Here is a 26087-nt window from a genome sequence, read left to right on the forward strand (position 1 = left end):
CCGTGCTCGACCACGTCGACGACCTCCGGGCGATCCTCGACGGTTCCTCGGCCTTCCTGCCCGTGCCCGACAACGCCCGCGCCGCAACCGAACTCGCCTCGGCGCTGCAGGTCGACGCACCGATCGACGACCCCGTGTCCCTCGTCGTCTCGACGTCGGGGTCGACGGGCACCCCCAAGGGCGCGCAGCACTCTCCCGCGACCCTCGCCGCGTCGTCGCAGGCCACCGCCGATCATCTGGGCGGGCCGGGCAATTGGCTGCTCGCGCTGGCACCGCACCACATCGCCGGCCTGCAGGTCCTGCTCCGGGCGCTGACCGCCGGGCAGACGCCGGTGGTCCTGGACATGCGGGCCGGTTTCGATCCCGAGGTCTACGCCCGCGCCGTACGCGACTTCGAAGGTCCGCGGCGATACACCTCGCTGGTGCCCACCCAGCTCGTCAAGGTTCTCGACCAGCCCGCCGCGACCGCCGCCTCGCGGGAGCTCGACGCCATCCTCGTCGGCGGCGCGGCCACCCCGAAACCGTTGTGGGACAGAGCGGTCGACGAAGGTCTCCCGGTCGTCGCGACATACGGGATGAGCGAGACCGCCGGAGGGTGCGTCTACGACGGGCGACCCCTCGACGGCGTCGCGGCCCGCATCGCCGATCCGGCACCCGACGGCGTCGGGCGCGTACTGCTCGGCGGTCCGGTCGTCGCCTCCGGCTATCGCAATCTGCCCGACCATCCGGCCTTCGCCGAGCCGGGCTGGTTCCGCACCGACGACCTCGGCCGCGTCGACGACGCCGGACTGCTCTCGATCGTCGGCCGCGCCGACGAGGCCATCTCGACCGGCGGCCTGACCGTCGTACCGCAGGTCGTCGAGGCCGTGATCGCCGATGACCCGGCGGTCGCCGAATGCGTCGTCGTCGGACTCCCCGACGACCGGCTCGGCGAGGCGGTCACCGCATTCGTCGTCGTCGGTCCCGGAGAACGCCTCGACGTCAACCGCATTCGCGATTCGGTCACCGAGCGGCTCGACAAGTACGCGGCCCCCCGGCGGGTCGTCGAACTCGACGCCCTCCCCCTCCGCGGACCCGGCAAGTACGACCGTCGCGCGTTGCGGGCCCGCTTCGGTGCGCAGATGTAGTGTGTCGTCGCGCCTGGCGCAACGATGTGCGACAACTGCAGTTCAGGCGGCGGTCGCAAGTGCCTGGGAGATCGACGTCGCGACGTACTCCGCTCGGTCGCGGAGGTCACCCCAGGTGTAGTTCAGCACCGTCCAACCCGCCGCGAGGAGCGCATTGCGTCGGGTGCGGTCACGCTGGAACGTCTTCGAGTCGCGGTGGAAGGCGAACCCGTCGATCTCCACCGCCACCATCCGGTCGAGGAACGCGAAGTCGATCTCGTACCCGCAGGTCGGATGGTTCGCCACCCACCCTTCGATACCCGCGGTCCGGAGGATCGTGACAGCGAGCCGCTCCGCGGCCGACCGCGCACCCGATTCCAGCAGCTCGACCATCGAACCCATGTCCGCCGCGCCGACGCACCGGCGCCGCCGCTCGTAGGCCTCGACGAGACGCTCGACCGTGGTGCGCCGCTGCTGCAACGCGGCATCGATGACCTCGATGCCGCCCTCTACCGCACCCTCCAAAGCCGACAACGCGACCCCGGTGACCCGTAGCCCGTCCCGGGTCAGCACGTCGGCGTCGGCGAGAGCGCGGTTGAGAATCCGGACTCCCGTCACCGGATGACCGTGGCGTCCGCGAAGAGCGGTGACCGTGGGCGAGGTGGGTGGGGCATCGACAATCCCATGCCACCACGCTGCAGCGAGTCCCGAGAGGACCCCGTGAGTGCCGACGGCCAGCGTCGCGGTCCGGATTCGCGTGCGGTCGGTCTCGGGGTGGTCGGCGAGCCGATAGACACGAGGATGCACCGATACCCACTCGCCGGCCCGCACCCGACGGTGCACCGCCGACCGGTTGATGCCGTGTTCGCGGGCATCGGCAGCGGTGAACACGCCATCCTGTTCGAGGGCGAGCGCCCGAAAGTCCGGCGGAAGATGCATGACCTTCAGACGCACCTGCGCCGCAACCGGTTCCATCGCTCGACGGCCCCCGCAGATGTAGTGTGTCGTCGCGCCAGGCGCTACGGAGTTCTACACCTACCGGGCAGCCGCCGGCTCGCGCGCGCGGCCGTGACACGATGAACCCCGTGGCTACCCCCTCGCAGTGGATCCAGGGCGCTCGTCCGCGCACGCTCCCCAACGCGATCGCGCCGGTCGTGGTCGGTGTCGGCGCGGCGCTGCACTCCGGCGACGTCACGTGGTGGAAGTCCGTACTCGCGCTGGCGGTGGCCGTCGCGTTCATCATCGGCGTGAACTTCGCCAACGACTACTCCGACGGCGTACGGGGAACCGACGACGATCGGGTCGGTCCGATGCGCCTGGTCGGGTCGGGCGCCGCGTCGCCGAAGGCCGTGAAGACCGCCGCGTTCCTGTGCTTCGGGATCGGCGCGGTCTGCGGCCTCGTCCTCGCGATCGCGACGGCGTGGTGGCTCGTGCTGGTCGGCGCGATCTGCATCGCCGGCGCCTGGTTCTACACCGGCGGCAAACGCCCCTACGGTTACGCCGGCTGGGGCGAGGTCGCGGTGTTCACCTTCTTCGGGCTCGTGGCCGTCCTCGGCACCCAGTTCGTCTCCGCCGGCCGCGTCGACTGGGTCGGACTGGCCGGCGCGATCGGGATCGGCGCGATCTCGAGCAGCGTGCTGGTCGTCAACAACCTCCGAGACATCCCCAGCGACACCGAATCCGGCAAGATCACCCTCGCCGTGCGCCTCGGTGACGCCCGGACCCGGATCCTGTTCGCCGTGCTTCTGCTGACCCCGCTCGCGATGAGCGTGGTCCTGGCGTTCGCGACCCCGTGGGCGCTGCTCGGCCTGGTGACGTTCCCGCTGCTGTGGCAGGCCTACGCCCCGGTCCGGACCGGGGCGGCCGGACCGGGACTGATCCCGTCGATCGGGACGACCGGCAAGGCGATGCTCGCCTGGGCGGTCGTCACGGCGGTCGCACTCGCGCTCACCTGACGGACCTCGACGCCAGACCTGCGCCGACGATCAGACCTGCGCCTCGACGTCGGGCAGGCTCGCCACGACCGCGGCGCGGAGTTCGTCGGCGGTGGTGGCGGATTCGATCAGCGCCCGCGACGCGTCGTCGGCGGTGTCGATGATGCCCAGCAACAGGTACTCCGCGCGGAGGCGGCGGTCACCCCGTTCCCGCGCGATCTCCATGGCCCGGCCGAACACCGTCCGGGTGTCGTTCGCGAAACGCGGACGGGCGCCCCGGCCCCGCGGTCCGCGCCGGCCGCGACCCGGCTCCCAAGGCCCCTCGCCGCCGAACGGTCCGCCCGGCCCGAAACCACCCGGCCCGAAACCTCCTGGCCCGAAACCACCCGGTCCGAAACCCTCCGGCCCGAAACCCTCTGGCCCGAAACCCTCTGGCCCGAGACCCTGTGGGCCGCAATCCGGCCGGGGTCCGCGACCGCGACCATGGTGCCGGTGCCCCCGACGCCCGTGACCACGTCCCCGGGGGCCGCGCTCGGCACGCTCGCCCCAGCCGTCGGTCAGGTCCTCGCCGAAACGTCCGCGCACCGCTTCCCGGACCTTGTCGAGGTCGATTCCGATGCCGCGCAGGGCTTCTCGATCCTCCTCATAGCGTTCGCGGGCCGACTCGTCGTCGGCGGTCTCCGCGGTGTCGGACCGTTCCGCGTGCTCGTCGTGGTACTTCCGGACCACCTCCCGGGCCGACGTCAGCGTCAGCCCCTGGTCGGCCAGCAGCGCGAACAACGGGCTGCGGGCGTTGCAGAGCATGCCCAGGATCAGGTGGTCGTTGCCGAGTTGCCGGTGACCCAGGTCGCCGGCCTCCTGCGTGGCGAAAGCCAGCAGCATCTTGTCATCGCGACTGATTCGCTCAAACATCTGTGTCTCCTTCTGGCCCACTCGCGCGGGCCTCACGTTGTGAGTGCTTCTGATGCACGGCCTGTCGGCTGATCTGCAGCACTTCTGCGATCGCCTGCCAGCTCCACCCGTGGGCACGGGCGTTGGCCACCTGCACGTCCTCGAGTCGGTCGGCCAGGGTGCGCAGGGCGCGTACCGCGGCCAAGCCCCTCGCCGGATCGCCGCTCGCGGCGTCTCCGGCCAGCTCGGCGCTCGGCGCGTCGGGTGCGGTGTCGGTGCTGTGGTCGTCGTGCATGATGTCAGGTTATGTTGACATCGACAATGTGTCAAGAATTATTGACGAGCTGGGCATGTCACATCTGCCCGACCGCGCAGCCACGACGGGACTACTCGTTCTGGATCGACTCGCTGATGTTCATCCGCCCGGCGCGGACCGCGGGGACGAAGGCACCGATCAGGCAGAGGGCCACGGCGATGGTCACGAAGAGCAGGGCCGACGGCCGTGGCGAGTACAGCACCGTCAGGGACGTCGTGATGGTCAGGATCTGGTTGCTGAGCAGATGCATGGCGGCACCGAGGACGACGCCGAGGACCGACCCGACCAGGGCGACCGCTCCCGCCTCGGCGAGCACTGTCCGCGAGACGAACCGGCGGGAGGCCCCCATCGCCCGCAGGACGCCTAGCTCACGGCGTCGTTCGAGGACTGACAGCAACAGCGTGTTGAGCAGCGCGATCGCGGCCGCACCGGCGACGATCCACTGGATGGCGACCGCGAACGCGCCCGCCTGCTCGACGGTGGCCTGGGTGGCCGCGAGGGCCTCGGCACCGCTGTAGACACTGATGGGCTTGTTGCCCGTCGTCGGGACACCGTCGACGAGCGCCTCGAGGTCCCGGCGGACCTGTTCCGGGTCGGCATCGGGCGCGGTGATCACCTGCAGGTAGGTGTCGCCGTCGCGATCGAACCACTCCCCCAGCAACTCCTGCGACATGGCCGCCACACCGGAGTCGAGGGAGACATAGTCGACGGTGTCGCGTACGACCGTCTGCCGCGGACCGTTGGGGGTCGCGAGTTCCACCGTGTCGCCCGTGCCCACGCCCAATGCGCGGGCCAGGACGTTCGACATCAGGATGCCGTCGCCGGCGAGGACGCTCGCCACCGCCTCCGGCGACGCCTTGCGCATGAACGGTGCGCGCGAACCGGGCTCTAGCCCTTGCACATTCGCCTTGCTCTCGCCGATGTTGACCGCGGCCCACTGACCACCGACGACCTCGGTGACCCCGGGAACCGCCGCGACGCGTTCGACCACCGAGGGCGGCAGGATCGGCCCCAGGGGCAGGCTCGCGGCCGACGTCGACGACACGTAGAAGTCCGGATCCCCCAGTCCGTCGAGCGATTTCGACATCGACGAGACGAGGTTGTCCAGTGCTCCCGACGTCCCCATGCCGACCGCGATGGCCACCGCGACCGTCATCAGCGTGGCCCACGCGCGCCGCGGGGCGCGCTCGCTGTTCACCGAGGCGAGCTGTCCGGGGCCACCGAACCAGCAGGCCACCCGAACCACCGCCCAGGCCAATGGTTTCGACAGCGCGAAGCACAGCAGCAGTGCGCCGACCAGATAGAAGACGCCGGCGACGATGGCCGGGCGGCCCGGCACGGTTGCCACGACCACCCACGACGCGATCAGGCCGGCGACCCCGAGCACCGCGGCGATCACCACCGCGGGACCACGCCGCGCGGCGGAGTCCGACACCTCGACCGGAGCCATCGCCTCCACCGGCGAGACCGCGAACACCGCCCGCGCGGCCAGCGTCGTCGCCGCGACACACGCGACCACGCAGGCGATCACCGCCGCCGCGGGCGCGTATCCGGGCAGGTGGTAGTTGATGACGGTGCCGACGGAATCGGCCGGGGGTTCGGGCAGGCTGCTGATCACCGCCCGCCCGGCCAGGATTCCGAGGGGGATGCCGAGTACGCCGCCGACGAGACCCATCAGCGCGGCCTCGCCGAGCATGTCCCCGACGAGGTGAGACCGCTTGGCCCCCAACGCCCGGATCATCGCCAGCGACCTCCGCCGCGACGCCACCGCCATGTTCATCGTGTTGAACACCAGGAAGGCGGCGATCACCAGCGACACGAGCGAGACCAGCAGGGTCGCATCGCGGGTCACCGAACTCGCGACCTCGGCCTGCTTGGCGCGGAAGTCCGGATCGACCACCACCGCGCGGCCGTCCACGATGCCCTGCACCTGCGAGCGCACGGCGGACAGATCGGCGCCGGGCTCGGTCACGATGAGGATCGAGTCGAGCCGGCCCTCGAGTCCGACGAGCCGCTGCGCGAGGTCGACGTAGGCGAAGAGAAAGCGGCCGTTGTTGAGACCGGCGGCCTGTTCGTTGTCGACGACCTCGAGGACCTCGACCTCGATCCCGTTGACGGTCAATCGGTCTCCGCGGTCGAGCCCGAGTCCCGGGCCGACGAACACGCCGGTGCGCAGTCGGTCCAGGTCGACGGTCCCCGGACCGGTCCAGGCCTGCCCCTGTTGCAGGGCGCCGCGCAGACTGCCCGAGAGCTGGGTGACGCGCTGATCGGAGCCGAGCAGCGGCACGGCCGATCCATCGACGACGACCGACCCGCGGATCATCGGCACGACGGCCGCCGCCGCATCGACGTCGCGACGGATCTCGCCGGCCAGCGACTCGTCGACGCCGGTGTCGGTGATGCCGGCGACCTCGATGTCGGCGACCCCCGACACCGCATTGTTGAAGTCCCGCACCGATTCCGACGCCGACCCGTAGGTGCCGAGCACCGCGATCAGCAACGCCGACGACACGACCACCACCGCCAGCGAGGTGAGCAGGCGCAGCCGGTGGGTACGGATCTCGCGCAGGTTCAGCAGGCGGATGCGGGTCAGACCGGCGGCGACGGCGGCTGCCCGAGAACCCCGTCCCGCCACTAGGCGATCTTCCCGTCGCGGACCGTGATGGTGGTGTCGGCGACCGCAGCGGCCTTCGGGTCATGGGTCACCATCACCACCAGCCGGTCGGGGGTGTCGTGGGCGACCTCGGAGAGCAGTTCGAGTACCGCCTCACCCGTCTTGGAGTCCAGGTTGCCGGTCGGTTCGTCGGCGAGCAGGATCGTCGGGTCCATGATGAGCGAGCGGGCGATCGCGACCCGCTGCATCTGGCCGCCGGACAGCTCCGAGGGCCGATGGTCGATTCGATCGCCGAGTCCGACCCGCGCAAGCAGTTCCACGGCACGGGGTTTCGCCTTGCGGAGCGACTGGTTGTCGAGCAGTCGCGGCAGCGCGACGTTCTCCCACGCCGACATCGTCGGCACGAGGTTGAAGAACTGGAAGATGAACCCGACGCGGTTGCGCCGGAACTCGGAGGCGGCGGTGTCGTCGAGCGCCCCGAGGTCGACGCCGTCGATGCTGATCCGGCCCGACGTCGGGGTGTCGAGAGCTCCGAGTACGTGCAGCAGGGTGCTCTTGCCCGCTCCCGACGGGCCGACCACCGAGACGAACTGACCGCCGTCGATGGACAGGTTCAGACCGTCGAGGGCGCGAACCCGTTCCTCGCCCATCTGGTACTCGCGCACCAGATCGACCGCTTCCACCAGGGCACTTCCGGTGCCGGGCGTCCGCCCGGGTTCCATCGACACTCCCGGATCGTAACCCACCCGCGGCGACCGGCCCGGGTCTCAGGCGGTCCAGCGACCGGTGGCGAGGAACTGGTCGAGCACCGTCTCGGCGGGGCCGAGGTCGAACGAACCGGCGGCGAGCCAGTCGTCGTCGAAGTAGGTCGTCGCGTACCGGTCACCCGAGTCACACAACAGGGTGACGATGCTGCCGGGCGTGCGCGCGGCGACCATCTCGGCGACGAGCGAGAAGGCCCCCCACATGTTGGTGCCGGTGGAGCCACCGACCCGACGACCCAGGAGGTCGCTCACGCGCCGCGCGGTCGCGATCGACGCCGCATCGGGCACCCCGATCATGCGGTCGATGACCTGCGAGATGAACGACGGCTCGACCCGCGGCCGGCCGATGCCCTCGATGCGCGAGCCGGTCTGGGCGGTCAGCGTGCCGTCCGCCGACGCGTAGGCCGGCAGGAACACCGAGTTCTCCGGGTCGACGACGGCCAGCCAGGTGTCGTGGCGCCGGTAGCGCACATACCGTCCGAGGGTCGCCGATGTACCGCCGGTACCCGCCCCCACGACGATCCAGGTGGGGATCGGGTGTTCCTCCTCGGCCAGCTGGGCGAAGATCGACTCGGCGATGTTGTTGTTGCCGCGCCAATCGGTGGCCCGTTCGGCCATCGTGAACTGGTCGATGAAGTGGCCACCGAGTTCGGACTCGAGACGCAACGCCTCGGCATAGACCTCACCGGGGTGCTCGACGAAATGACACCGCCCGCCGTGGCGTTCGATGAGTGCCGTCTTCGCCGGGGACGTGCTCCGTGCCATCACCGCGATGAACGGGACGCCGATCAGCTCGGCGAAGTAGGCCTCGCTCACCGCCGTCGACCCCGACGACGCCTCGATCACCGGCGTGCCCTCGACGACCCACCCGTTGCACAGCGCATAGAGGAACAGCGAGCGCGCGAGCCGGTGCTTCAGCGACCCCGTCGGATGGGTCGACTCGTCCTTGACATAGAGGTCCACGCCGACCTCGCGGCTCGTGTCGCCGTCGGCGACGGTCCAACGGGACCATGCGGGCAGCGCGACGCGGAGGAGATGGGTGTCGGCACTGCGCCGGCCGTCGGCCTCGATGAGGCGGACGGCGTTCCGGGTCCAGGCCCGATCAGCGCGACGGTCGACGACTCGCGTGGGTTCCACGGGTCGCCGAACTCACTTCTCGCCGCGGAGCCGGGCCTGCAGGTCGTCGTGCTTGGAACGGCGACCGGCCTCCAGTGCCGCGATCTCGCTGTTGACCTTCAGACGCAGGGTCTTGAACAGGACCATGCCGAGCGGGAGCGCGATCAGCACCCCGAACACCGCCGCCACGAGGAACGGCACCTCGACGCCGACCAGGTTGCCGCCGACCATGATGATCACCACGACCGCGGTGACGAGCAGCAGACGCGCGAACGTGTATGCGAACAGGGCGAACGCCAGGGTCATCGGGCGTCCACTCGCCTGCGGCGTGGCGTCGCCGGCCGTGGTCTCGCGGGTGGCCGCGTCGGGCGTGGCCTTCTTGCCGGGGGTGGGGTCGGGCGTTTCACTCACCCCCTCAGCGTACTGGGCGGTCTCGGCGCTCCCGCAGGTCGCGGGCCTTTGCATGCTCTTTACCTCCCACTGACGGTTCGAGTACCTGGGCGATTTGCGTGTATTCATAAGGAACTCGTCCACCACCGTGCAGAGCCGCTTCGCCATCTCGGCGCACCGACCGAGCACTCCAACACGCACAGGGGGAATCATGACCAGCATCGAGACCGCACCGCCCACGACCTACATCACCCCGGGACTGGCCAGCCAGCACACGTTGACCCCCGGCCAGGTCGCCGCGATGTTCAACGTGAATCCCAAGACGGTCGCCCGCTGGGCGAGCTCCGGCATCCTCGGCTCGATCCGCACCCCAGGCGGCCACCGACGCTTCCGCGAGGAGGACGTCGTAGCCTTGCTCAACCGCCGCGCCCACTGACCCGGCGGCCCTGTAGTTCTCCCGACGACCCGACGCCCGGCCGGACCTCATCCGATCAGTGGAGAAGTGCGGGTCAGGTCGGCTTTCGCCCTGACCTCTCAGGCGTCTCACGTACGCTGGTCGTCGGGAGGTTGTCATGATCTATCTGTTCGCCGTTCTGGGTCTGCTGGCCATCGGTTTCCTCATGTGGCGCGCCTTCGGGCCCCACTCCGACGAGTCCGGCGACACCCCTTCGCCCGGCCCGCGTCGATCCCGTCCCCGCGGCCCGCTCGGCCCCGACGACGACCCCGATTTCCTGCGCGACCTGGACAATCGCACCCGCGGCACCAACGGCACCGACGGTGATGAGATCTGAGGCGTGACGCGCGGCCGAAAAGCTGAGACCAGGTTCAGAACGTCTCTGCGGAACATACCCGTGGGTAGGGTATTGTCCACTTCACCATCGACTCCCCGATGGCCGGACCGAGAGAAGGCGCCGTTGAACCCGGGACGATCTCCGCGAGGGGCGTCGACCGATGACGACCTGAGCTTCGCCGAGAAGATCGGATACCTCTTCGAACACAGCCGTGACGAGAACGGCATCCGATATACCGGCAAGAAGATCGCCGAGAAGGCCAACCGTCTCGGCTACTCGCTGTCCGACGCGTACATCTCCCAGCTACGCACCGGCAAGGCCCGCACGCCGTCGTTCCGCACCGTCGAGGCCATCGCCCGCGCCTTCGACGTCAGCGTCACCTACTTCCTGTCCAACCCCGACGAAGATCTCGAACGCGTTCGGCAGCAACAGAATTACGTCGAGATGCTCCAGGTCACCGGGAGTCACCTGTCCGGGATCGACATGGGTTCGCTGTGCCCGGACACCATCGACGCACTCATCGACCTGCTCAAACTGGTCAAAGCCCAGGCGATCGCCAAGCGGGCCGAGGAGAACTCCCCGAGCGAGGCGTCCGGCTGACGGGTTCCGCCGGCGCGCCTCACGACCGGGCGTTCCTCACAGACCGGCGTAGGAGTGCAGTCCCGAGACGACCAGGTTGATGATGAACAGGTTGAACAGCATCGCCACGAATCCGGCGACGTTGATCCAGGCCGCGGCATTGCTGCGCCAGCCCGCCGTCGCGCGTGCGTGCAGGTAGGCCGCGTAGATCACCCAGGCGATGAAGGACACCGTCTCCTTGGGGTCCCAGCCCCAGAACCGGCCCCAGGCTGCCTCGGCCCAGATGGCACCGCAGATCACCCCGAGGCCGAAGAGCGGGAAGCCGATCACGACGCACTTGTAGGCCAGGCGGTCGAGCTGCTCGACGGACGGCAGATGCTCGACGACCCGACGGACCGCGCCGCCCAGACCCGGACGGGTCGCGGTTGTGGCGGAGTCGTCGGACGAGGTCGGAGCCCACCGCATCTTGACCAGGTAGAGGATGCTCGCCACACCGGACACCAGCAGGATCCCCGAGGACACCGAGATGATCGAGACGTGCACGGCGAGCCAGTAGGACTTCAGGGCCGGGACGACGGGTGCGGCCTGGGTGTAGAGCCAGCGGCCGGCGATGAACATCAGCAGGATGACGGGCAACAGCACGAACGAGAGCAGCGGCCGGTGCTCGCGCTTGCGCAAGATGATCAGGGCGGCGAGCACGCCCGCGGCACACGTCATGGAGATGAACTCGTACATGTTGCCCCAGGGCGCACGGTCGGTCGCGATGCCACGGAGCACGATCGAACCGATGTGCGCGGCGAGGCCGACGACGACGACCGGGAGCGCCATGTTGCCGAGCTTCTCGCCCAGGGTCCGGCGCGACGACTCGTCGACCCGCCCGGGCACCCGCGTGTCGGTTCCGTTCACCCCGGCGTTGACCAGCTGCTTCTGCTCGAGGCGTCGGCCGCGGACCGCGGCGAGGGCGCCCAGGAACAAGATGACCGCGACGACGTAGACCGTCATGGCCGTGCCGTAGAGCAGGTCCGAGTACCGCGCGAGAGTCTCGTCGATCGGCATCGCCGGAGCGTCGGTGTTCATGTGCTTCCTTTCGCCGGCCGCTAGAGCCGCCGGGTCGTCCGCCGCGAGGCAGGTCCGTCGGCGTCGTCGGCCACCAGCTCGGCCGCCTGCTCGTCGAAGCCCTCACCCCAACCGGCCTGATCGGTACGCGCCAGCCCGGCGATTTCTACTACAGTACGTCGTTGCCCACTGTCCGGGCCATCAGTGTCCGGGCCACCGGTGTCCTGGCCATCGCCGTCGGCACGAGCGCTCGCGGCCGGCACCGGGACCAGGCGGGCCCAGATGCGGCGGCGGCGGATCAGCAGCGACACCAGCAGGCCGCCGAGCATGACGATCGAGCTCACCAGCACCCAGATCTGGGCGGGGTCGTGCGAGACCTGCACCGACACCCACCGCTCGTAGCCGTCGAAGGTCACCGTCGTGCCGTCGGCGAGGGTGTGGCTCTGGCCGACCGCGAGGTTGACCTGCGCCTGACGTTGGAGGCGGCCCTGTTCGATGAGGTCCTGATCGAGCGAGTAGACGTTCTGCGGTCTGCCGGTGTCGAGACCGGTGTCGCCCTTGAAGATCCGGATCGCGACGAAGGGGTCGTCGGGGGTCGGCGACGACGACGTCAGCAGCGAGCCGTGGAACGACGCGGTGGGCGCGAACAGGCCCTCCAGCGCGATCTGGTTCTTCCGGCGGTCGTCGGCGTCGGGGTACAGGCCCGCCGGGGTGTCGAAGCGTGCCGCGCCCGACGAGAGCATCGTCTGGAGCTCGTCCGGCACGAACGGGGTGGTCTGGGTGCGCTTCTCCCCGTTGGGGAAGGTCACCGTGAACATCGGCGCGAAACCGTTGCCGAGGACGTAGACCCGGTCGCCCGCGACGCGAAGCGGTTCGTTGACGCGCACCGACGCGGTGTCCCAGCCGGCGGGATCGCCGAGGTTGCCCACGCTGCCGTCACCGCCCGCGGCGTACCGGATGGTGGCGTCGTACATGTCGGGCTGACCGCTGGGCAGGAAGGTCGCCGAGAAGTCGTCGACGCGGAAGCAGAACGGCGACAGGTCGGTGCCGTCGACCAGGTTGCCGGCGCGGAACGAGTCGTAGACCGCGGTCGAGGTGTTGCACAGTCCCTGTTCGCCGTCGGCGACGAGGCTGCGGGTGCCCTCGTAGCCGTACATCTTGCCCAGCGCGATCGACACCAGCAGCGCCAGCAGCGCGAAGTGGAACACCAGGTTGCCGAACTCGCGCAGATAGCCCTTCTCCGCGGAGACCTCGACGCACCCGTCCGGATACGCCTTGCTCGGCTCGCGGACCACGACCTCGCGACGCCACCCGCGCAACCGGCCGTCGATCCGTCGGGCGACCGTCTCCGGATCCCCGTCGACGGTGTGGGTCACGTGCCGCGGCAAGCGCGACAGGTTGCGTGGTGCGGCAACGGGTTTCGCGCGCAGGCTGTGGAAGTGCTCGACCATGCGCGGCGTCAGGCAGCCGACGAGGGAGATGAAGAGCAGGACGTAGATCGCGGTGAACCAGGCGCTGGAGAAGACGTCGAAGAGCTGCAGGCGGTCCATCCACACGCCGAGCTGACCGCGGGCGGCGATGTACTCCAGGGTCTTCTGCTCGTTGAGCTCGCGCTGCGGGAGCAGGGCACCCGGGATCGCGGCGAGGGCGAGCAGGAACAGCAGGATCAGCGCGGTCCGCATCGAGGTCAGCGAACGCCACAGGTTGCGCAGCGGCCACAGCACCCGGCGGCGGGCCCAGTGGGGCTTCGGGGCCGGCTCGGGGGTGTCCACCTGCGGGCGGTCGGTCACATCGGTCATCAGGACAGCACTCAGATCGGTAGTTGGGTGTCGGTGACGAAGCGGACCTGGACCCAGACGATGAACTGGTCCCACCAGCCGGTCAGGAGGGCGACGCCGACCCCGATCAGCAGGACGCCCCCGATCACCTGGATCGTGCGGGCGTTCCGGCGGAGCCAGCCGAGACTGCGCAGGGCCCAGGCCGAGGAGAAGGCCAGGATCACGAAGGGCAGGCCCAGGCCGAGGCAGTACGCGACGATGAGGGTCACGCCCTTGGCCGCCGTCGACCCCTCGGTCCCGCTGACGGTCGCGATCACCGCGGCCAGGGTCGGCCCGAGGCACGGCGTCCAGCCGAGTGCGAAGACCGCCCCGAGCAGCGGCGCCCCGACGATGTTGGAGACCCGCCGCGGTTCGAAGCGGACCTCGCGCTGCAACGCCGGGATGAGGCCGATGAACACCAGGCCCATGGCGATGGTCACGACCCCGCCGATGCGTTGCAGCAGTTCGCGATTCAACACGAAGGTACTGGTCACGCCGAGGACGGTGGCGGTGGCGGCGACGAAGACGACGGTGAAGCCGAGGACGAACAGGCCGGCGGCCAGCGCGACCCGCGACCGGCCGCTCTTGGCGCTCTCCCCCACCTTCACCGCGGGCGCCTCGGCCCCGACGAGACCCGCGAGGTAGGACAGGTAGCCCGGGACGAGGGGCACGACGCACGGGGAGGCGAAGGACACGAGCCCGGCGAGCAGGCAGGCGGCGAAGGCGAGCAGCAGCGGTCCGCTGGAGACGGTGTCGGCGAAGGTGTCGCCGATCGAGGACGCGAGCACCAGGGTGGTGGGGTCCAAGGTGGTCGGATCCAAGGTGGTCGGGTCCATCACACCGACCCCGCCGGCTCGGCCGCGACGCGCTTGACGACCTCGTCGAGCTCGTTGTCGGAGACCGCCTTGAGGAACACCGCCGCCGGCCGGTGCTCACGATCGAGGACGATCGTCGTCGGCACCACCGAGGTGGGCGTGGTCAGAGCGGCCAGCGACATCCCCGGGAAGTCGTAGATCGACGGGAATCCGACCTTGCGGTCGATGACGAAGTCCTTGGCCGACTCGCGGTCGTCGCGCAGGTTGATCCCGAGGAATTCCACCCCGTCGGCGCGATTGCGTTCGTAGACGCGCTCGAGGTCGTCGGCCTCACCGCGGCAGGGTCCGCACCATGAACCCCACACGTTGACGACGACGACCTTGTCCGCGAACCGCTCGTCGGACAGCGACAGCGGCTGCTCGGTGACGAGGTCCTCGCCGGCGAGTTCGGCGATCGGCTTGCGCTCGTCGGGCGCGTAGGTGATGACGGTCTGCCCGCCCGGTGACACGAACTGGAAGGTGTTCCCCTGCGCGACCGCGTCGTCGCCGGTGCTGCATCCGGCGACCAGCAGGATCAGGGCCGACAACATCGTCGGCAGGAGGAACTTGCGCACTACGTCAGGCTTTCTTCACGCACCGGTGGCCAGTGGGTCCGAGGACCCGGCCGGCTCGGAGTAGATGATGTCGACGAGGGCGTCGTCGTCGTAGATGAGGCTGGTCAGCGAGGCCAGCGAGCACTGGCGGCGACGCGGGTCGTGCCAGAGGCGCTGACCTTCGAGGAACCGGCGCAACGTGTACACGGGCAGCTGGTGGCTGACGCAGACGGCTTCGTGACCGCGGGCGGCGTCGCGGGCCTTGTTCGCCGCGGCCAGCATGCGGTGCGCGAGCTGGATGTAGGGCTCGCCCCACGACGGCGTGAACGGGTCGCGGAGTTTGGGCCAGTGCCGGGGCTTGCTCAGCGCGCCGTCGCCGACGGAGACCTTGAGACCCTCGAAGACGTTGTCCGCCTCGATGAGGTCGTCGTTGGTGAGGATCGGGACGCCGTGCGCGGCGGCGATCGGGGTGGCGGTCTCCTGCGCGCGCTGCAGCGGCGAGGCGAACACGGCCTTGACGTCGTGGTCGGCGAGGGTGTCGGCGACCTTACGGGCCTGCGCCTGGCCGTCGCCGGAGAGGCGGAAGCCGGGGAGACGGCCGTACAGGATGCCGTCGGGGTTGTCGACCTCTCCGTGGCGCATCATGTGGACGATCGTGTGCATCAGGCGTTGTCCCCCGGGGTGGCTGCGGTCGCGGCCGCCTGCGCTGCCGCGGGCAGCGCATCGGCGATCTGCGAGAAAGCATCCTCGTCGAGCGCCGCGGACACAAACCAGGCTTCGTAGGCGCTCGGCGGCGCGTACACGCCGCGTTCGAGCAGAGCGTGGAAGAACGGCGCAAACCGCCAGGTCTCGGTGGCGGCGACGCCGTCGTAGTCGAAGATCGGGATCTCCGGATCGGTAGTGAAGAACACACTCAGGAGGCTGCCCGCCTTCTGCACGCGGTGGGCCACCCCCGCCGCCGACAGGGCCTCGTGCAGCAGGGTCGCGAGGCGGTCGGCGTTGGCGTCGAGCGTGCGGTAGACCTCGACATCGGCGTTGCGCAGGGTCGCGAGGCCGGCGGCGACGGCGACGGGATTCCCCGACAGCGTGCCCGCCTGGTACACCGGCCCGGTCGGCGCGAGACGTTCCATGACATCCGCGCGGCCACCGAACGCCGCCGCGGGCAGTCCCCCGCTCATGACCTTGCCGAAGGTGTAGAGGTCACCGGCCACGCCCTCGAGTCCGTACCAGCCACTCGGGCTCACCCGGAACCCGGTCATGACCTCGTCCATGATCAGCAGCGCGCCGTGGCGGCGTGTCAGGTCGCGGAGTCCGGCGTTGAAGCCCTCCACCGGCGCGACCGCACCCATGTTCCCCGCCGCCGCCTCGGTGATGACGGCGGCGATGTCGTCGCCGAACTCGGCGAAGGCGTCGGCGACGGCGGTGAGGTCGTTGTAGGGCAGCACGAGGGTGTCGTGCGCCGACGCACCGGTGACGCCGGGGCTCGTCGGCAGGCCGAGCGTGGCGACGCCGGAGCCGGCCGCGGCCAGCAGTGCGTCGACGTGACCGTGGTAGCAGCCGGCGAACTTGATGATCTTGGACCGGCCCGTGTACCCGCGGGCCAGCCGGATCGCCGACATCGTCGCCTCGGTGCCGGAGTTCACCAGCCGGACGCGCTCGACGGGGTCGACGCGGCCGATGATCTCCTCGGCGAGTTCGATCTCGGCCTCGGTCGGGGCGCCGAACGACAGGCCGCCGGTGGCCGCCTCACGCACCGCCTCGACGACGGCCGGGTGCGCGTGCCCCAGGATCATCGGGCCCCAGGAGCTCACGAGGTCGACGTAGTCGTTGCCATCGGCGTCGGTCAGCCGGCATCCGGACGCCGAGGCGATGAAGCGAGGGGTCCCGCCGACCGCGGAGAACGCGCGCACCGGGGAGTTGACGCCGCCCGGGATGGCCTGGGTCGCGCGGGTGAACAGCGCGGCGGAGGCGGCCGTGCCGGGAGCGGGCGTGGCAGCAGCGGAAGGGGTCACGGCCTACAGTGTTCCAAACGGCACCGGGTGACCCAAATCCTCGCTGGTGGGAGGGGGTGCGACCCGGCTCGAACCGGACCCGGTCAGCTCGCGAGCGCGGTGCGCACCTGCTCGGCGATCGCCGCCTGACCCGCCTCGTTGGGGTGCACCGCGCCGGGTCCCGAGGTGGTCATCGGCTCGATCCAGCGCTGCTCACCGGCACACGCGTCGTGCCCCTCGGACACCTGTGACATGTCGACGAACTCGACGCCCTCGTCCTCGGCCGCGCGCCGCCCGTACGTGTTGAGCGCGGTCTGGAGCTCACGGATCATCGGTACGTCCCCGGCGGCGAGCCGCATCTCGGGATAGCAGCCGGTCGTCGGCGGGACCAGCCAGGGATAGCCGACGAGCAGGACGCGCGCGTTCGGCGCGCGGTCCCGGACGTCGCGCAGGGCCTGGCGCACGGCGGGATAGATGTCGGTGGCGACCGGCTCGATCAGCGCCTGTCCGTAACGGTCCGTGCACGGCGAGCCGGTGCGGTCGGCGTCGGCCAGTTCGCCGCAGAGCCGGATCGCGCGACCGTAGGTCTCTTCGTCGTTGCCGCCGATCATCATCGTGACCACGTCGGTGTCGTCGTCGAGCGCGTCGAGTTGGGGCGGCACGCCCTGGTGCTGCGACTCGCCGAAGTCGTCGGTGTCGGCGCCCGCGCAGCTGACGTCGGTGAGGTCGAAGTCCTCGTCCGCCGCGACGACATGCGCGTAGTTCCTCGACGACCGCAGGCAGTAGATCGGCGAGTCCTCCTCCAGCGGCCGCACGCCGGTCCCGGCGCTGAAGCTGTCGCCGAGGTTCACGTACTCCGTCGACCGGGTGTCGTTCTCCGTCGACTGGGCGGGCGTTTGCGTCGACTGGGCAGGCGTTTCCGTCGACTGGGCGTCGTTCTGCGTCGACTGGGCACAGCCGGCGAGGACCGCTCCTGCCGCGAGCAGCACGAGTCCGGACCGGATGAGCCGCCGTGGACGTCGATCGTCGAACCTGCGTGCCGTCATGCCGCCATCCTGCGTGCGGTGAAGCCCGTCGGCAACCACCGACCGGCCGCCCGCCCACGCGAGTAGCGTGGTTCGCCGAGGGGATCGCCGCTCCGCGCGGAGTCCCGCAGCCGAGTCACGAGGATGTGAATGCGCATGAGCGACAAGGAGATTCTCGACCCGCAGGCCGTGCTCGACGGTGTGCCGACCGGGCTCTGGATCGACGGCCGGTCCACACCCGCAGCCGACGGCGGGACCTTCGAGGTCTACGACGCCGCGACCGAGGAGTCGCTCGTCTCGGTCGCCGACGCGGGGGTTGCCGATGCCCGCCGCGCTCTCGATTCCGCCGTCGCCGCGTCGGCGGACTGGGCGGCCACCGCGCCCCGGGAGCGCGGCGAAATCCTCCGTCGGACCTTCCAGTTGCTCACCGATCGCGCCGACGACATCGCCATGCTGATGACCCTCGAGCTGGGCCGCGCCCTCCCCGACAGCCGGGCGGAGACGACGTACGGACTCGAGTTCTTGCGGTGGTTCGCCGAGGAGGCCGTCCGGATCGGCGGTCGGTTCAGTCCGGCGCCGGCCGGCAATGGGCGCATCCTGGTGGCCCACCAGCCCGTCGGGCCGTGCCTGGCGATCACCCCGTGGAACTTTCCGCTCGCGATGGGGACGCGCAAGATCGGACCCGCGCTCGCCGCGGGCAACGTGATGCTCGTGAAGCCGGCCCGCGAGACGCCGCTGACGATGCTGGCTCTGGCCGAGGCCTTCGCCGAAGCCGGTCTGCCGCCCGGCGTGCTGTCGGTGTTGCCCACCACGTCGAGCGGCGACGTGTCGTCGACGTTGATCACCGACGATCGCATCCGCAAGATCAGCTTCACCGGGTCGACGCCGGTGGGTCGCAGTTTGCTCGGCCAGGCCGCCGATCGCGTCCTGCGCACGTCGATGGAACTCGGCGGCAACGCCCCGTTCCTGGTCTTCGACGACGCCGACGTCGACGCCGCGGTCGAGGGGGCCTTCGCCGCCAAGATGCGCAACGGGGGCGAGGCCTGCACCGCCGCCAATCGGTTCCTGGTGCAGTCCGGTGTCGCCGAGGAATTCACCGAGAAACTGGTGGCGAAGATGTCGGAGGTCCGGATGGGACCGGGGTACGACGACGGGGTGACGCTGGGGCCGCTGGTGAACGCCGACCAGCGGGACAAGGTCGCCGACGCGGTCGAGCAGGCCGTCGCCGACGGTGCCCGCGTGCGACTGGGCGGCGAACGTCCGGAAGGTCGGGGTTTCTTCTATCCCGCAACGGTTCTCGACAACGTCGATCCGTACGCGCCGGTCACGCGCGAGGAGATCTTCGGGCCCGTCGCGGTGATCAGCACCTTCGACGACGAGTCCGCGGGCATCGAGGCCGCCAACTCGACCGAGTACGGCCTGGCGTCGTACTTCTACAGCCGCGACCTCGAGCGCTGCATGCGCGTCGCGGGCGCCCTGGACTCCGGCATGGTCGGGGTCAATCGCGGCGTGATCTCCGACGCCGCAGCACCGTTCGGTGGCATCAAGCAGTCCGGGATCGGACGCGAGGGCGGCAGCGAGGGCATCGACGAGTACCTCTCGGTGAAGTACATCGCCCTCACCTGACCCGGGTTCGTCATGTGTTACGTATGTGACTAGTGATGCAGGTGTTACCGATCCGACACCTGCACGGCCGTACTGATCTCTACACTCGGTCACCATGCGTCGTAGAACCCTCACGACCGCGGCTGCCGCGGCCGCGATCGCCACTGCCGCTTCGGTGGCGGTCGCCGTCGCACCCTCCGGCCCGGTTGCGAACGTCGAGAATGCCGCGATCAGTACCGATTTCGGCAGCGTCGACCTCGGCAGCTCCGAACTGGGGACCCCGAACAGCAACTTCCTCTGGATGAGTCCCCCGACCCGGTACATCGTCGTCCTGGGCGCGAAGTTCGGCGTTCTCGGGCAAACTCCGGATGTCCTCAAGCGTCGTCTCGACGTCGCGGCGAACCTCGGCAAGAAGCACCCGTTCAACCGCATGATCGTCTCCGGGGGCGACACCCACTGGCTGCCCGTCACCGAGGCCCAGTTCATGAACCTCGGGCTCATCCGACGTGGAATTCCCATGTGGCAGATGGTCAACGAGGGCGCCTCCACCTCCACGGTGCAGAACGCCCAGAACACGGTGCGGATGCTGAAGCACATGGGCGCCAACGGCGCGATCATCGTGACCAACGGCTTCCACATGGAACGCGCGATGAAGAACTTCCGCGACGCGGCCCGGCAACAGGGCGCGCGCATCGAGTTCCGGTCGGCGTACGCCTAGCACCTCGCGAATACCCTTCTCGCGTCGCCATTTCCATCCCGCTGATTCGATCCCATCAGCGGGACGGAAACGGCACCGCGAGAACGCAGCTCGCCCCGCCGGCCGAAGCCGACGGGGCGAGATCGTGTTGCTTCAGGGGCGATCAGCGCAGGAGCGCGCGGCTCATGACGACGCGCTGGATCTGGTTGGTGCCCTCGTAGATCTGGGTGATCTTGGCGTCGCGCATCATGCGCTCGACCGGGAAGTCGCGGGTGTAACCGGCACCGCCGAAGAGCTGGACGGCGTCGGTGGTGACCTCCATGGCGACGTCGGAGGCGAAGCACTTCGACGCCGAGGAGATGAAGCCCAGGTTCTTCTCGCCGCGCTCGGCGCGAGCGGCCGAGGTGTAGACCATGAGGCGAGCGGCCTCGACCTTCATCGCCATGTCGGCGATCATGAACTCGACGCCCTGGAACGAGCTGATCGGCTTGCCGAACTGCTTGCGGTCCTTGACATATGCGATGGCCTGGTCGAGCGCGCCCTGCGCGATGCCGACGGCCTGCGCGCCGATGGTCGGGCGGGTGTGGTCGAGGGTCTGCAGGGCGGTCTTGAAGCCGGTGCCCTCGTCGCCGATGATGCGGTCGAGCGGGATGGTGCAGTCCTCGAAGTACAGCTCCGCGGTCGGCGAACCCTTGATGCCGAGCTTCTTCTCCAGCGGTCCGACGGTGAAGCCGGGGTCGTCCTTGTGGACCATGAACGCGGAGATGCCGTTGGCCTTCTTCTCCGGGTCGGTTACGGCCATGACGGTGTACCAGGTCGACTTGCCGCCGTTGGTGATCCAGCACTTGGAGCCGTTGAGTACCCAGTTGTTGCCGTCCTTGCGGGCGCGGGTCTTCATGCCCGCGGCATCCGAACCGGCCTCGCGCTCGCTCAGGGCGTACGACGCCATGTCCTCACCGGCGGCGATGCCGGGTAGCACCTGCTGCTTGAGCTCGTCGGAGCCGTTGAGGATCAGGCCCATGGTGCCGAGCTTGTTGACCGCGGGGATGAGCGACGACGATGCGTCGACGCGGGCGACCTCTTCGATGACGATGCAGGCGGCGATGGAGTCGCCACCCTGGCCGCCGTATTCCTCGGGCACGTGGATGGCGTTGAAGCCCGATGCGACGAGTGCGTCGAGGGCCTCCTGCGGGAAGCGCGAGTTCTCATCGACGTCTGCGGCGTGCGGCTCGATCTCCTTCTCCGAGAGCGCACGGATCGCCTCGCGCAGCGCGATGTGCTCTTCCGGGAGCTCGAAGACGTTGAAGTCGGGATTTCCGTAGCCCATGACAACTCCTCACGGCACAGCGAGTGCCTGTTCGTTCCCGGCACACGGGGTGCCGGCAGATGTTGACAACCAGTTCAGCACGGCACTGAGTGCCATGTCAATCGATGCAATCCCCGTCCCCGCCGATTGTCCCCGAAACCGGCGCCGATGTCCCGCAGCCCTCCGCCGGGTCAGTCCTCCCCCAGCTCTTCGGCCACCCGACGTGCGACTTCCGAGCGAGACATCCCGGCCGGATAGGCAACCACGGTGACCTGTCCGCGCGACCCGCCGCCCGGGACCGATGCGCCGCCGGCGCCCCCGGCACCGAGTGCCATCGCCACTCGGTGCAGCTCGTCCCGCAGTCGTTCGGGGGTGGCTTCGGCGTCGCCGCGGATCATCTGCCGCAGCAGGAAGTTGTGGGTGCCCGTGACCGCCGCGACGTAGGCAACCACCCGCACCGGCGACTCGCCGGGCAACCGTGCGCGCAGGAACTCCTCGAACGCACCCTGGTAGCGGTACGTCGTCACCAGCTCCCGATCCCGCAGCGCGGGCACCTCCTGCACCACCTGTGCGCGCCGCACCGCGAGTTCGCGATCCCGGACGAAGTGGGCGAAGACCAGCTCGGCCGCCGCACATACCGCCAGCCACGGATCCTCGTCGGAGGCCGCGAGCCGGTCGCCGACCTGCGCGAGCAGCGACTCGTGGTCGGCGAAGATCACGTCCTCCTTCGACCCGAACTGCCGGAAGAACGTGCGACGGGACATCCCGGCGGCGGCCGCGAGCTGCTCGACGGTCGTCGACTCGTAACCGTGCTCGCTGAACAGACGGATGGACTCGGCGACGACACGCGTGCGGAAGGCGGCCGGATCGGTGTCCGCGACTGACATGGGACAAGTATCACCACATCGAGGCGACGAGACCCTCGGACCGTCCCGAACCGGGAGTTCGGCGCGGACCCGTGCAGCGGATCGGTGCGCATTACTCGTCAGTAGCGACCGCCACAAAAGCTGGGTCCGACGCGTGGTCACTACGTACGGTGGAGCCATGGCAACCCCCACCGCTCCCACCGAGAAGACCCCGGCTGAGAAGAGCTCGACGGAGAAGACCCCGTCGACGACGAGTCCGACACCCATCGCGACCGAACCGACCGTCGACGACCCGGTCGCCCCGACCGACGTCTCCGCCGACGACGAACTGTCCGCGGACGAGCGTGCCCTGCTCGTCGACAATCTGCGGTTCGTCCTCGACGGTCGCTGGCGCGCGACGAGGGAGACGGTGCGGGAGAACTCGAACCGCGCCGACCTCCTGCCCGACCCGTCCCGGACGCTCGACGAGGCGCGCGCCCACACCCTCGAGGTGATGCGCGAGCTCGCCTCGCAGGGTTTCGCGGCCGCCGGTTTCGCCGAGGACCACGGCGGCAGCGGCGACATCGGCGCGTCGATCACCGCCATCGAGATGCTCGGCTACGCGGACCTGTCCCTCATGGTCAAGGCGGGCGTGCAATGGGGTCTCTTCGGCGGCGCCGTCGAAAACCTCGGTACCGCACGGCATCACGAGAAGTACGTGCCCGGCATCATCGACCTGAGCGTCCTCGGGTGCTTCGCGATGACCGAGACCGGGCACGGTTCGAACGTGCAGGCCATCGAGACCACGGCGACCTACGACCGTGAGGCCCGCGAGTTCGTGATCAACTCCCCCACCCCGTCGTCCCGCAAGGACTACATCGGCGGTGCCGCCGCGCACGCCCGGTACGCCGCGGTGTTCGCCCAGCTCGTCACCGGCGGGCCCGACGAGGAGCCCGAAGGTCGTGGCGTCCACTGTTTCGTGGTGCCGATCCGCGACGAGGACGGCTCCGACCTGCCCGGCGTCACCACCAGCGACTGCGGGTACAAGGGCGGACTCGCCGGCGTCGACAACGGCCGGATCATGTTCGACAACGTCCGCATCCCCGCGGAGAACCTGCTCAACCGCTACGCCGACGTCGCCGAAGACGGCAGCTACAGCTCGCCGATCGAGAACACCAACCGTCGCTTCTTCACCATGCTGGGCACCCTCATCCGCGGCCGCGTCAGCGTGGCGGCGACCGCGGGTGCCGCCGGCCGCAAGGCGCTGGCACTCTCGACCCGCTACGGATTGATCCGCAAGCAGTTCGAGGCACCCGAGGGCACCGACGAGATCACCGTGATGGACTACCTCGGTCACCAGCGAAAGCTGTTGCCGCTCATCGCGAAGTCGTACGCGATCGGATTCGCGCAGAACGAGATCGTCGACGAACTGCACGAGGTCCAGTCGGTCGCGCCCGACGACTCCGACGCCGGACGGCAGCGCCAGCTCGAGGGGCAGGCCGCCGGCCTCAAGGCCTACGCCACGTGGCACGCCTCCCACGCGATCAACGTCAGCCGTGAAGCCTGCGGCGGCGCAGGCTATCTCGACGAGAACCAGCTGTCGATCATGCGGGGCGACATCGACGTCTTCACCACCTTCGAGGGCGACAACACGATCATGACGCAGCTCATCGCCAAGGAGCTGCTGTCGGCGTACTCCGAAGACGTCCAAGGACTCTCGGCGGGCGGCTGGGTGCGCTTCATCGCGGGCATGGCCCGCGACGTGGTGGCCGAGAAGACCGCGGTCCGACAGGTCGTGCAGACCCTGCTCGACGGTTCCGACGAGGACACCGAGAAGTCGGCGCTCACCGACCGCAGCACCCAGATCCGGTTGTTCCGTAACCGTGAGGACCACCTCGTCCGGACGTGCGCGCAACGACTACGCCGCGCGCTCGACGACGACAACGACGCTTTCGAGGTGTTCAACAACGCGCAGGACCACCTGCTGAAGGTCGGGCACGCGCACATCGAACGCGTGGTGCTCGAGGCCTTCGTCGAGGCGATCGAGAATTGCGATTCCCGTTCGGCGGCAGAGCTTCTGGGCAAGGTGTGCGACCTGTACGTCTACTCGGCACTGGAGGACGACTTGTCCTGGTTCATGATGCACCGGCACATCTCGGTGGAGCGCGCCAAGGCGATCCGCCGCGGCGTGAACGAGCTCTGCCAGGAACTGCGGCCGCATGCCCGGTCGCTCGTCGACGCCTTCGGCGTCCCGGAAGAGTTGCTGCGCGCACCCATGCTCCAGAACGGCTGACCCCCGCTCTCGAGACCATCGCGGCCACCGTCGAACAGACGGTGGCCGCGTTGTCGTTTCGGCACCGGTGTTTGGGCCTGCGCACCACGGGCATACTGACCCGCAGCCGCTGGGCGATCGGCAGTCGGGGCCGCCGCCGGACCCGAAGCTCTACGCGACCTACGACGGCGCGATGGGCACCCCGCAGAAGCCGCAGTTCGGCACCGAGAAGGGTGTCATGGGCAAGATCAAGGACGTCGTCGATCCGGACCCGTCCGGCTAGGAATGCACCGACAACCGGAGTTCTCATGAGCGCACTACCCGACCTCATCACGACCCCGTTCCGCTGGCTGGCCGCCCTCAGACACGCCCGGGTGTTCCACCCCGACGGTCTGCTGTGTGGTGGCACGGCCGCGCTGTCGGCCGACCACCCACTGCCCTTTCACAGCGGCCCGGTGTCGGTGCGGGTCTCCAAGGGCATCGGCACACCCGGCGGCCTACCGGACATCGTCGGCCTGGCCATCCGCTTCCCGTCGACCGACCCCGGCACCGTCGGCGGCGGCGGGGTGTCGCCGTCGACCAACGCCACCGGCGCTTGGGATCTCCTGCTCGCCGGCCCGGCGCCGCTCGACGGCCGACTACCCGTCCCGCTGCCGACGACGCACTGGGCCACCGCGGTGTCGAGCCTGACGCCGTACCGGTACGACGGTGACCTGTACTGGATTCGGGCGCGCATCCTCGAACCGGCGGACTCGTCGGGCCTGTCGATCGAGGACCTGGCCGCCCGTCTCCGCCGCAACCAACCGATCGTCATCGTCCTGGAGGCCGGCGCCGGACGGTTCGTGCCGGTCGTCCGGATCGAACTCGACCACGTCCTCACCGGACTCGACGTGGATTTCGACCCCATCCTGCACCGGCCCGAGGGCGTCGAGTTCGCCCCGTCGTGGCTCGGGGATCTACGACGCCGCGCCTACCGCGACAGCCGGGCGGGGCGTCACTCCGTCGTGTCCTGATCCGCCGAGGACGGTTCCGTCGTCGACGTCCCCCGAGGCGGCAGCCCCAGCCGGACGGCCTCGTGCGCCTGCGTGAGCTCGCTGCGCAACCGCTCGACGTCGCGGGCCCACGCCTGGGCGATCCGCCCGGAGGTCAGCTGCACACCGATTCCCTTGCGCCGGCGCGGTACACCGTGCAGCTCGCCCAACGCGGATGCACTCTCCCAGTCCTCGGGGGTGTGGCTGTGATTGGGCGGGAAGATCTTCGCGATGTCGGCCAGCGGCGTCGTGACGGCTCCCTGGCGGAGCGTGGTCTCGGTGAGCTCGACGCTGACATGCCGACGGGCTGCGGACACCTGCACGAGCGAGAACCCCAGCAGCAGCACGAAGAAGATCGCCAGCACCGGCCAGTGCACCTGACCGGGCCCGGCGATCTCCATCGCGAGGACCGCACCCACCAGGACCGGACCGATCAGCACCACCCACCAGCTGCCGCCGGACTCGGCGAACAGCACCTCACCCGCCGGCTCGACGGGGTCGGAGTCGTGACCTTCGGGATCGTCGTCGGTCAT

The 26087-nt window shown here is 69.5% G+C and carries 26 protein-coding genes and 1 pseudogene; 10 read left to right on the forward strand and 17 right to left on the reverse strand.

Translation table 11 applies throughout. The annotated features are described in order from the left end of the window. Positions 1–2 precede the first annotated feature (2 nt). Positions 3–1127, forward strand: a complete 1125-nt coding sequence (gene menE / locus Q9R39_RS16715; protein ID WP_311277813.1) for an o-succinylbenzoate--CoA ligase — start codon at positions 3–5, stop codon at positions 1125–1127. A gap of 42 nt (positions 1128–1169) precedes the next feature. Here the strand turns inward: menE and Q9R39_RS16720 are convergent, their stop codons facing one another. Further along, positions 1170–2045: a type IV toxin-antitoxin system AbiEi family antitoxin domain-containing protein gene (locus Q9R39_RS16720; protein ID WP_068971444.1), complete on the reverse strand. Its 876-nt coding sequence runs from the start codon at positions 2043–2045 to the stop codon at positions 1170–1172. A gap of 146 nt (positions 2046–2191) precedes the next feature. On the opposite strand from Q9R39_RS16720, the gene Q9R39_RS16725 reads away from it, so the two are divergent. Then, complete coding sequence (locus Q9R39_RS16725) at positions 2192–3061, forward strand: 1,4-dihydroxy-2-naphthoate polyprenyltransferase (RefSeq protein WP_311277814.1); 870 nt, start codon at positions 2192–2194, stop codon at positions 3059–3061. A gap of 30 nt (positions 3062–3091) precedes the next feature. Here Q9R39_RS16725 and Q9R39_RS16730 read toward each other — a convergent pair whose 3' ends face one another. The 6 genes from Q9R39_RS16730 to Q9R39_RS16755 all read right to left on the reverse strand — a co-directional run bounded on the left by Q9R39_RS16730 (position 3092) and on the right by Q9R39_RS16755 (position 9152). Beyond that, a complete protein-coding gene (locus tag Q9R39_RS16730) occupies positions 3092–3952 on the reverse strand; it encodes a Clp protease N-terminal domain-containing protein (RefSeq protein ID WP_277242493.1) in 861 nt (286 codons plus the stop codon). Beyond that, on the reverse strand, positions 3945–4226 hold the full coding sequence (locus Q9R39_RS16735) for a hypothetical protein (protein WP_065629224.1): 282 nt from the start codon (positions 4224–4226) through the stop codon (positions 3945–3947). The genes Q9R39_RS16730 and Q9R39_RS16735 overlap by 8 nt, the downstream gene beginning before the upstream one ends. 91 nt (positions 4227–4317) lie before the next feature. Next, positions 4318–6882 (reverse strand): FtsX-like permease family protein, encoded by a 2565-nt coding sequence (locus tag Q9R39_RS16740; RefSeq protein ID WP_277242492.1) that lies wholly within the window; start codon positions 6880–6882, stop codon positions 4318–4320. Continuing rightward, positions 6882–7583 carry an ABC transporter ATP-binding protein gene (locus tag Q9R39_RS16745; protein ID WP_159371825.1) on the reverse strand — a complete coding sequence of 234 codons (702 nt, stop codon included), beginning with the start codon at positions 7581–7583 and terminating at the stop codon, positions 6882–6884. Before Q9R39_RS16745 ends, Q9R39_RS16740 begins: the two co-directional genes overlap by 1 nt. 45 nt (positions 7584–7628) lie before the next feature. Then, positions 7629–8762, reverse strand: coding sequence for a PLP-dependent cysteine synthase family protein (locus Q9R39_RS16750; RefSeq protein ID WP_058252668.1), 1134 nt, complete (start codon positions 8760–8762; stop codon positions 7629–7631). A 12-nt stretch (positions 8763–8774) separates the two neighbouring features. Further along, a complete protein-coding gene (locus Q9R39_RS16755) occupies positions 8775–9152 on the reverse strand; it encodes a DUF4229 domain-containing protein (protein WP_396275676.1) in 378 nt (125 codons plus the stop codon). A 190-nt stretch (positions 9153–9342) separates the two neighbouring features. Between Q9R39_RS16755 and Q9R39_RS16760 the strand changes: the two genes are divergently transcribed. From Q9R39_RS16760 to Q9R39_RS16770, 3 genes are all read left to right on the forward strand, one after another. Beyond that, positions 9343–9567, forward strand: coding sequence for a BldC family transcriptional regulator (locus tag Q9R39_RS16760; RefSeq protein WP_058252666.1), 225 nt, complete (start codon positions 9343–9345; stop codon positions 9565–9567). Positions 9568–9703: 136 nt separating this feature from the next. Then, a complete protein-coding gene (locus Q9R39_RS16765) occupies positions 9704–9922 on the forward strand; it encodes a hypothetical protein (protein WP_058252665.1) in 219 nt (72 codons plus the stop codon). Positions 9923–10045: 123 nt separating this feature from the next. Further along, on the forward strand, positions 10046–10522 hold the full coding sequence (locus tag Q9R39_RS16770) for a helix-turn-helix domain-containing protein (protein WP_058252664.1): 477 nt from the start codon (positions 10046–10048) through the stop codon (positions 10520–10522). A gap of 36 nt (positions 10523–10558) precedes the next feature. Here the strand turns inward: Q9R39_RS16770 and ccsB are convergent, their stop codons facing one another. The 7 genes from ccsB to Q9R39_RS16805 form a co-directional block, all read right to left on the reverse strand. Continuing rightward, entirely contained in the window at positions 10559–11578 is a 1020-nt protein-coding gene (ccsB, locus tag Q9R39_RS16775) for a c-type cytochrome biogenesis protein CcsB (protein WP_311277815.1), read from the reverse strand. A gap of 20 nt (positions 11579–11598) precedes the next feature. Next, complete coding sequence (locus tag Q9R39_RS16780; RefSeq protein WP_311277816.1) at positions 11599–13356, reverse strand: cytochrome c biogenesis protein ResB; 1758 nt, start codon at positions 13354–13356, stop codon at positions 11599–11601. 11 nt (positions 13357–13367) lie between these two features. Further along, positions 13368–14210 (reverse strand): cytochrome c biogenesis CcdA family protein, encoded by an 843-nt coding sequence (locus tag Q9R39_RS16785; protein WP_247451515.1) that lies wholly within the window; start codon positions 14208–14210, stop codon positions 13368–13370. Then, positions 14210–14803: a TlpA disulfide reductase family protein gene (locus tag Q9R39_RS16790; RefSeq protein WP_247451513.1), complete on the reverse strand. Its 594-nt coding sequence runs from the start codon at positions 14801–14803 to the stop codon at positions 14210–14212. Before Q9R39_RS16790 ends, Q9R39_RS16785 begins: the two co-directional genes overlap by 1 nt. Before the next feature lie 15 nt (positions 14804–14818). Beyond that, positions 14819–15445, reverse strand: a complete 627-nt coding sequence (locus Q9R39_RS16795) for a histidine phosphatase family protein (protein ID WP_058252659.1) — start codon at positions 15443–15445, stop codon at positions 14819–14821. Beyond that, positions 15445–16794 carry a glutamate-1-semialdehyde 2,1-aminomutase gene (gene hemL, locus Q9R39_RS16800; protein WP_078113018.1) on the reverse strand — a complete coding sequence of 450 codons (1350 nt, stop codon included), beginning with the start codon at positions 16792–16794 and terminating at the stop codon, positions 15445–15447. The genes Q9R39_RS16795 and hemL overlap by 1 nt, the downstream gene beginning before the upstream one ends. Positions 16795–16877: 83 nt before the next feature. Continuing rightward, positions 16878–17819: an SGNH/GDSL hydrolase family protein gene (locus Q9R39_RS16805; protein WP_311277817.1), complete on the reverse strand. Its 942-nt coding sequence runs from the start codon at positions 17817–17819 to the stop codon at positions 16878–16880. Between the two features lie 135 nt (positions 17820–17954). Between Q9R39_RS16805 and Q9R39_RS16810 the strand changes: the two genes are divergently transcribed. Together Q9R39_RS16810 and Q9R39_RS16815 are read left to right on the forward strand one after the other, a co-directional pair. After that, on the forward strand, positions 17955–19424 hold the full coding sequence (locus Q9R39_RS16810; RefSeq protein WP_269554056.1) for an NAD-dependent succinate-semialdehyde dehydrogenase: 1470 nt from the start codon (positions 17955–17957) through the stop codon (positions 19422–19424). 94 nt (positions 19425–19518) lie between these two features. Then, complete coding sequence (locus Q9R39_RS16815; protein ID WP_265967935.1) at positions 19519–20121, forward strand: YdcF family protein; 603 nt, start codon at positions 19519–19521, stop codon at positions 20119–20121. 142 nt (positions 20122–20263) lie between these two features. On the opposite strand, the gene Q9R39_RS16820 is transcribed toward Q9R39_RS16815, so the two are convergent. Both Q9R39_RS16820 and Q9R39_RS16825 read right to left on the reverse strand, forming a co-directional pair. Next, complete coding sequence (locus Q9R39_RS16820; RefSeq protein WP_311277818.1) at positions 20264–21427, reverse strand: acyl-CoA dehydrogenase; 1164 nt, start codon at positions 21425–21427, stop codon at positions 20264–20266. 170 nt (positions 21428–21597) lie between these two features. Next, entirely contained in the window at positions 21598–22293 is a 696-nt protein-coding gene (locus Q9R39_RS16825; RefSeq protein WP_078113015.1) for a TetR family transcriptional regulator, read from the reverse strand. Positions 22294–22450: 157 nt separating this feature from the next. On the opposite strand from Q9R39_RS16825, the gene Q9R39_RS16830 reads away from it, so the two are divergent. The 3 genes and pseudogenes from Q9R39_RS16830 to Q9R39_RS16840 all read left to right on the forward strand — a co-directional run bounded on the left by Q9R39_RS16830 (position 22451) and on the right by Q9R39_RS16840 (position 25536). Next, complete coding sequence (locus Q9R39_RS16830) at positions 22451–24544, forward strand: acyl-CoA dehydrogenase (protein WP_226512572.1); 2094 nt, start codon at positions 22451–22453, stop codon at positions 24542–24544. Between the two features lie 97 nt (positions 24545–24641). Next, positions 24642–24806: pseudogene (locus Q9R39_RS16835) on the forward strand (catalase); the annotation flags it as partial. 25 nt (positions 24807–24831) lie between these two features. Beyond that, on the forward strand, positions 24832–25536 hold the full coding sequence (locus Q9R39_RS16840; RefSeq protein WP_137809725.1) for a hypothetical protein: 705 nt from the start codon (positions 24832–24834) through the stop codon (positions 25534–25536). Here Q9R39_RS16840 and Q9R39_RS16845 read toward each other — a convergent pair. Further along, positions 25518–26087 carry a DUF3093 domain-containing protein gene (locus Q9R39_RS16845; protein ID WP_137809726.1) on the reverse strand — a complete coding sequence of 190 codons (570 nt, stop codon included), beginning with the start codon at positions 26085–26087 and terminating at the stop codon, positions 25518–25520. The genes Q9R39_RS16840 and Q9R39_RS16845 overlap by 19 nt on opposite strands.

This window comes from Gordonia sp. AC31 (genome assembly GCF_031844505.1).
Lineage (GTDB): Bacteria > Actinomycetota > Actinomycetes > Mycobacteriales > Mycobacteriaceae > Gordonia > Gordonia hongkongensis.

What these genes read in the sequence shown, in the direction of transcription:
- Q9R39_RS16720 (WP_068971444.1), bottom strand. Translation starts at nt 2,045, where the DNA reads ATGCATCTTCCGCCGGACTTTCGGGCGCTCGCCCTCGAACAGGATGGC.
- Q9R39_RS16730 (WP_277242493.1), bottom strand. Translation starts at nt 3,952, where the DNA reads ATGTTTGAGCGAATCAGTCGCGATGACAAGATGCTGCTGGCTTTCGCC.
- Q9R39_RS16735 (WP_065629224.1), bottom strand. Translation starts at nt 4,226, where the DNA reads ATGCACGACGACCACAGCACCGACACCGCACCCGACGCGCCGAGCGCC.
- Q9R39_RS16745 (WP_159371825.1), bottom strand. Translation starts at nt 7,583, where the DNA reads ATGGAACCCGGGCGGACGCCCGGCACCGGAAGTGCCCTGGTGGAAGCG.
- Q9R39_RS16760 (WP_058252666.1), top strand. Translation starts at nt 9,343, where the DNA reads ATGACCAGCATCGAGACCGCACCGCCCACGACCTACATCACCCCGGGA.
- Q9R39_RS16765 (WP_058252665.1), top strand. Translation starts at nt 9,704, where the DNA reads ATGATCTATCTGTTCGCCGTTCTGGGTCTGCTGGCCATCGGTTTCCTC.
- ccsB (WP_311277815.1), bottom strand. Translation starts at nt 11,578, where the DNA reads ATGAACACCGACGCTCCGGCGATGCCGATCGACGAGACTCTCGCGCGG.
- Q9R39_RS16780 (WP_311277816.1), bottom strand. Translation starts at nt 13,356, where the DNA reads ATGACCGATGTGACCGACCGCCCGCAGGTGGACACCCCCGAGCCGGCC.
- Q9R39_RS16785 (WP_247451515.1), bottom strand. Translation starts at nt 14,210, where the DNA reads ATGGACCCGACCACCTTGGATCCGACCACCTTGGACCCCACCACCCTG.
- Q9R39_RS16795 (WP_058252659.1), bottom strand. Translation starts at nt 15,445, where the DNA reads ATGCACACGATCGTCCACATGATGCGCCACGGAGAGGTCGACAACCCC.
- Q9R39_RS16805 (WP_311277817.1), bottom strand. Translation starts at nt 17,819, where the DNA reads ATGACGGCACGCAGGTTCGACGATCGACGTCCACGGCGGCTCATCCGG.
- Q9R39_RS16810 (WP_269554056.1), top strand. Translation starts at nt 17,955, where the DNA reads ATGAGCGACAAGGAGATTCTCGACCCGCAGGCCGTGCTCGACGGTGTG.
- Q9R39_RS16815 (WP_265967935.1), top strand. Translation starts at nt 19,519, where the DNA reads ATGCGTCGTAGAACCCTCACGACCGCGGCTGCCGCGGCCGCGATCGCC.
- Q9R39_RS16820 (WP_311277818.1), bottom strand. Translation starts at nt 21,427, where the DNA reads ATGGGCTACGGAAATCCCGACTTCAACGTCTTCGAGCTCCCGGAAGAG.
- Q9R39_RS16825 (WP_078113015.1), bottom strand. Translation starts at nt 22,293, where the DNA reads ATGTCAGTCGCGGACACCGATCCGGCCGCCTTCCGCACGCGTGTCGTC.
- Q9R39_RS16830 (WP_226512572.1), top strand. Translation starts at nt 22,451, where the DNA reads ATGGCAACCCCCACCGCTCCCACCGAGAAGACCCCGGCTGAGAAGAGC.
- Q9R39_RS16840 (WP_137809725.1), top strand. Translation starts at nt 24,832, where the DNA reads ATGAGCGCACTACCCGACCTCATCACGACCCCGTTCCGCTGGCTGGCC.
- Q9R39_RS16845 (WP_137809726.1), bottom strand. Translation starts at nt 26,087, where the DNA reads ATGACCGACGACGATCCCGAAGGTCACGACTCCGACCCCGTCGAGCCG.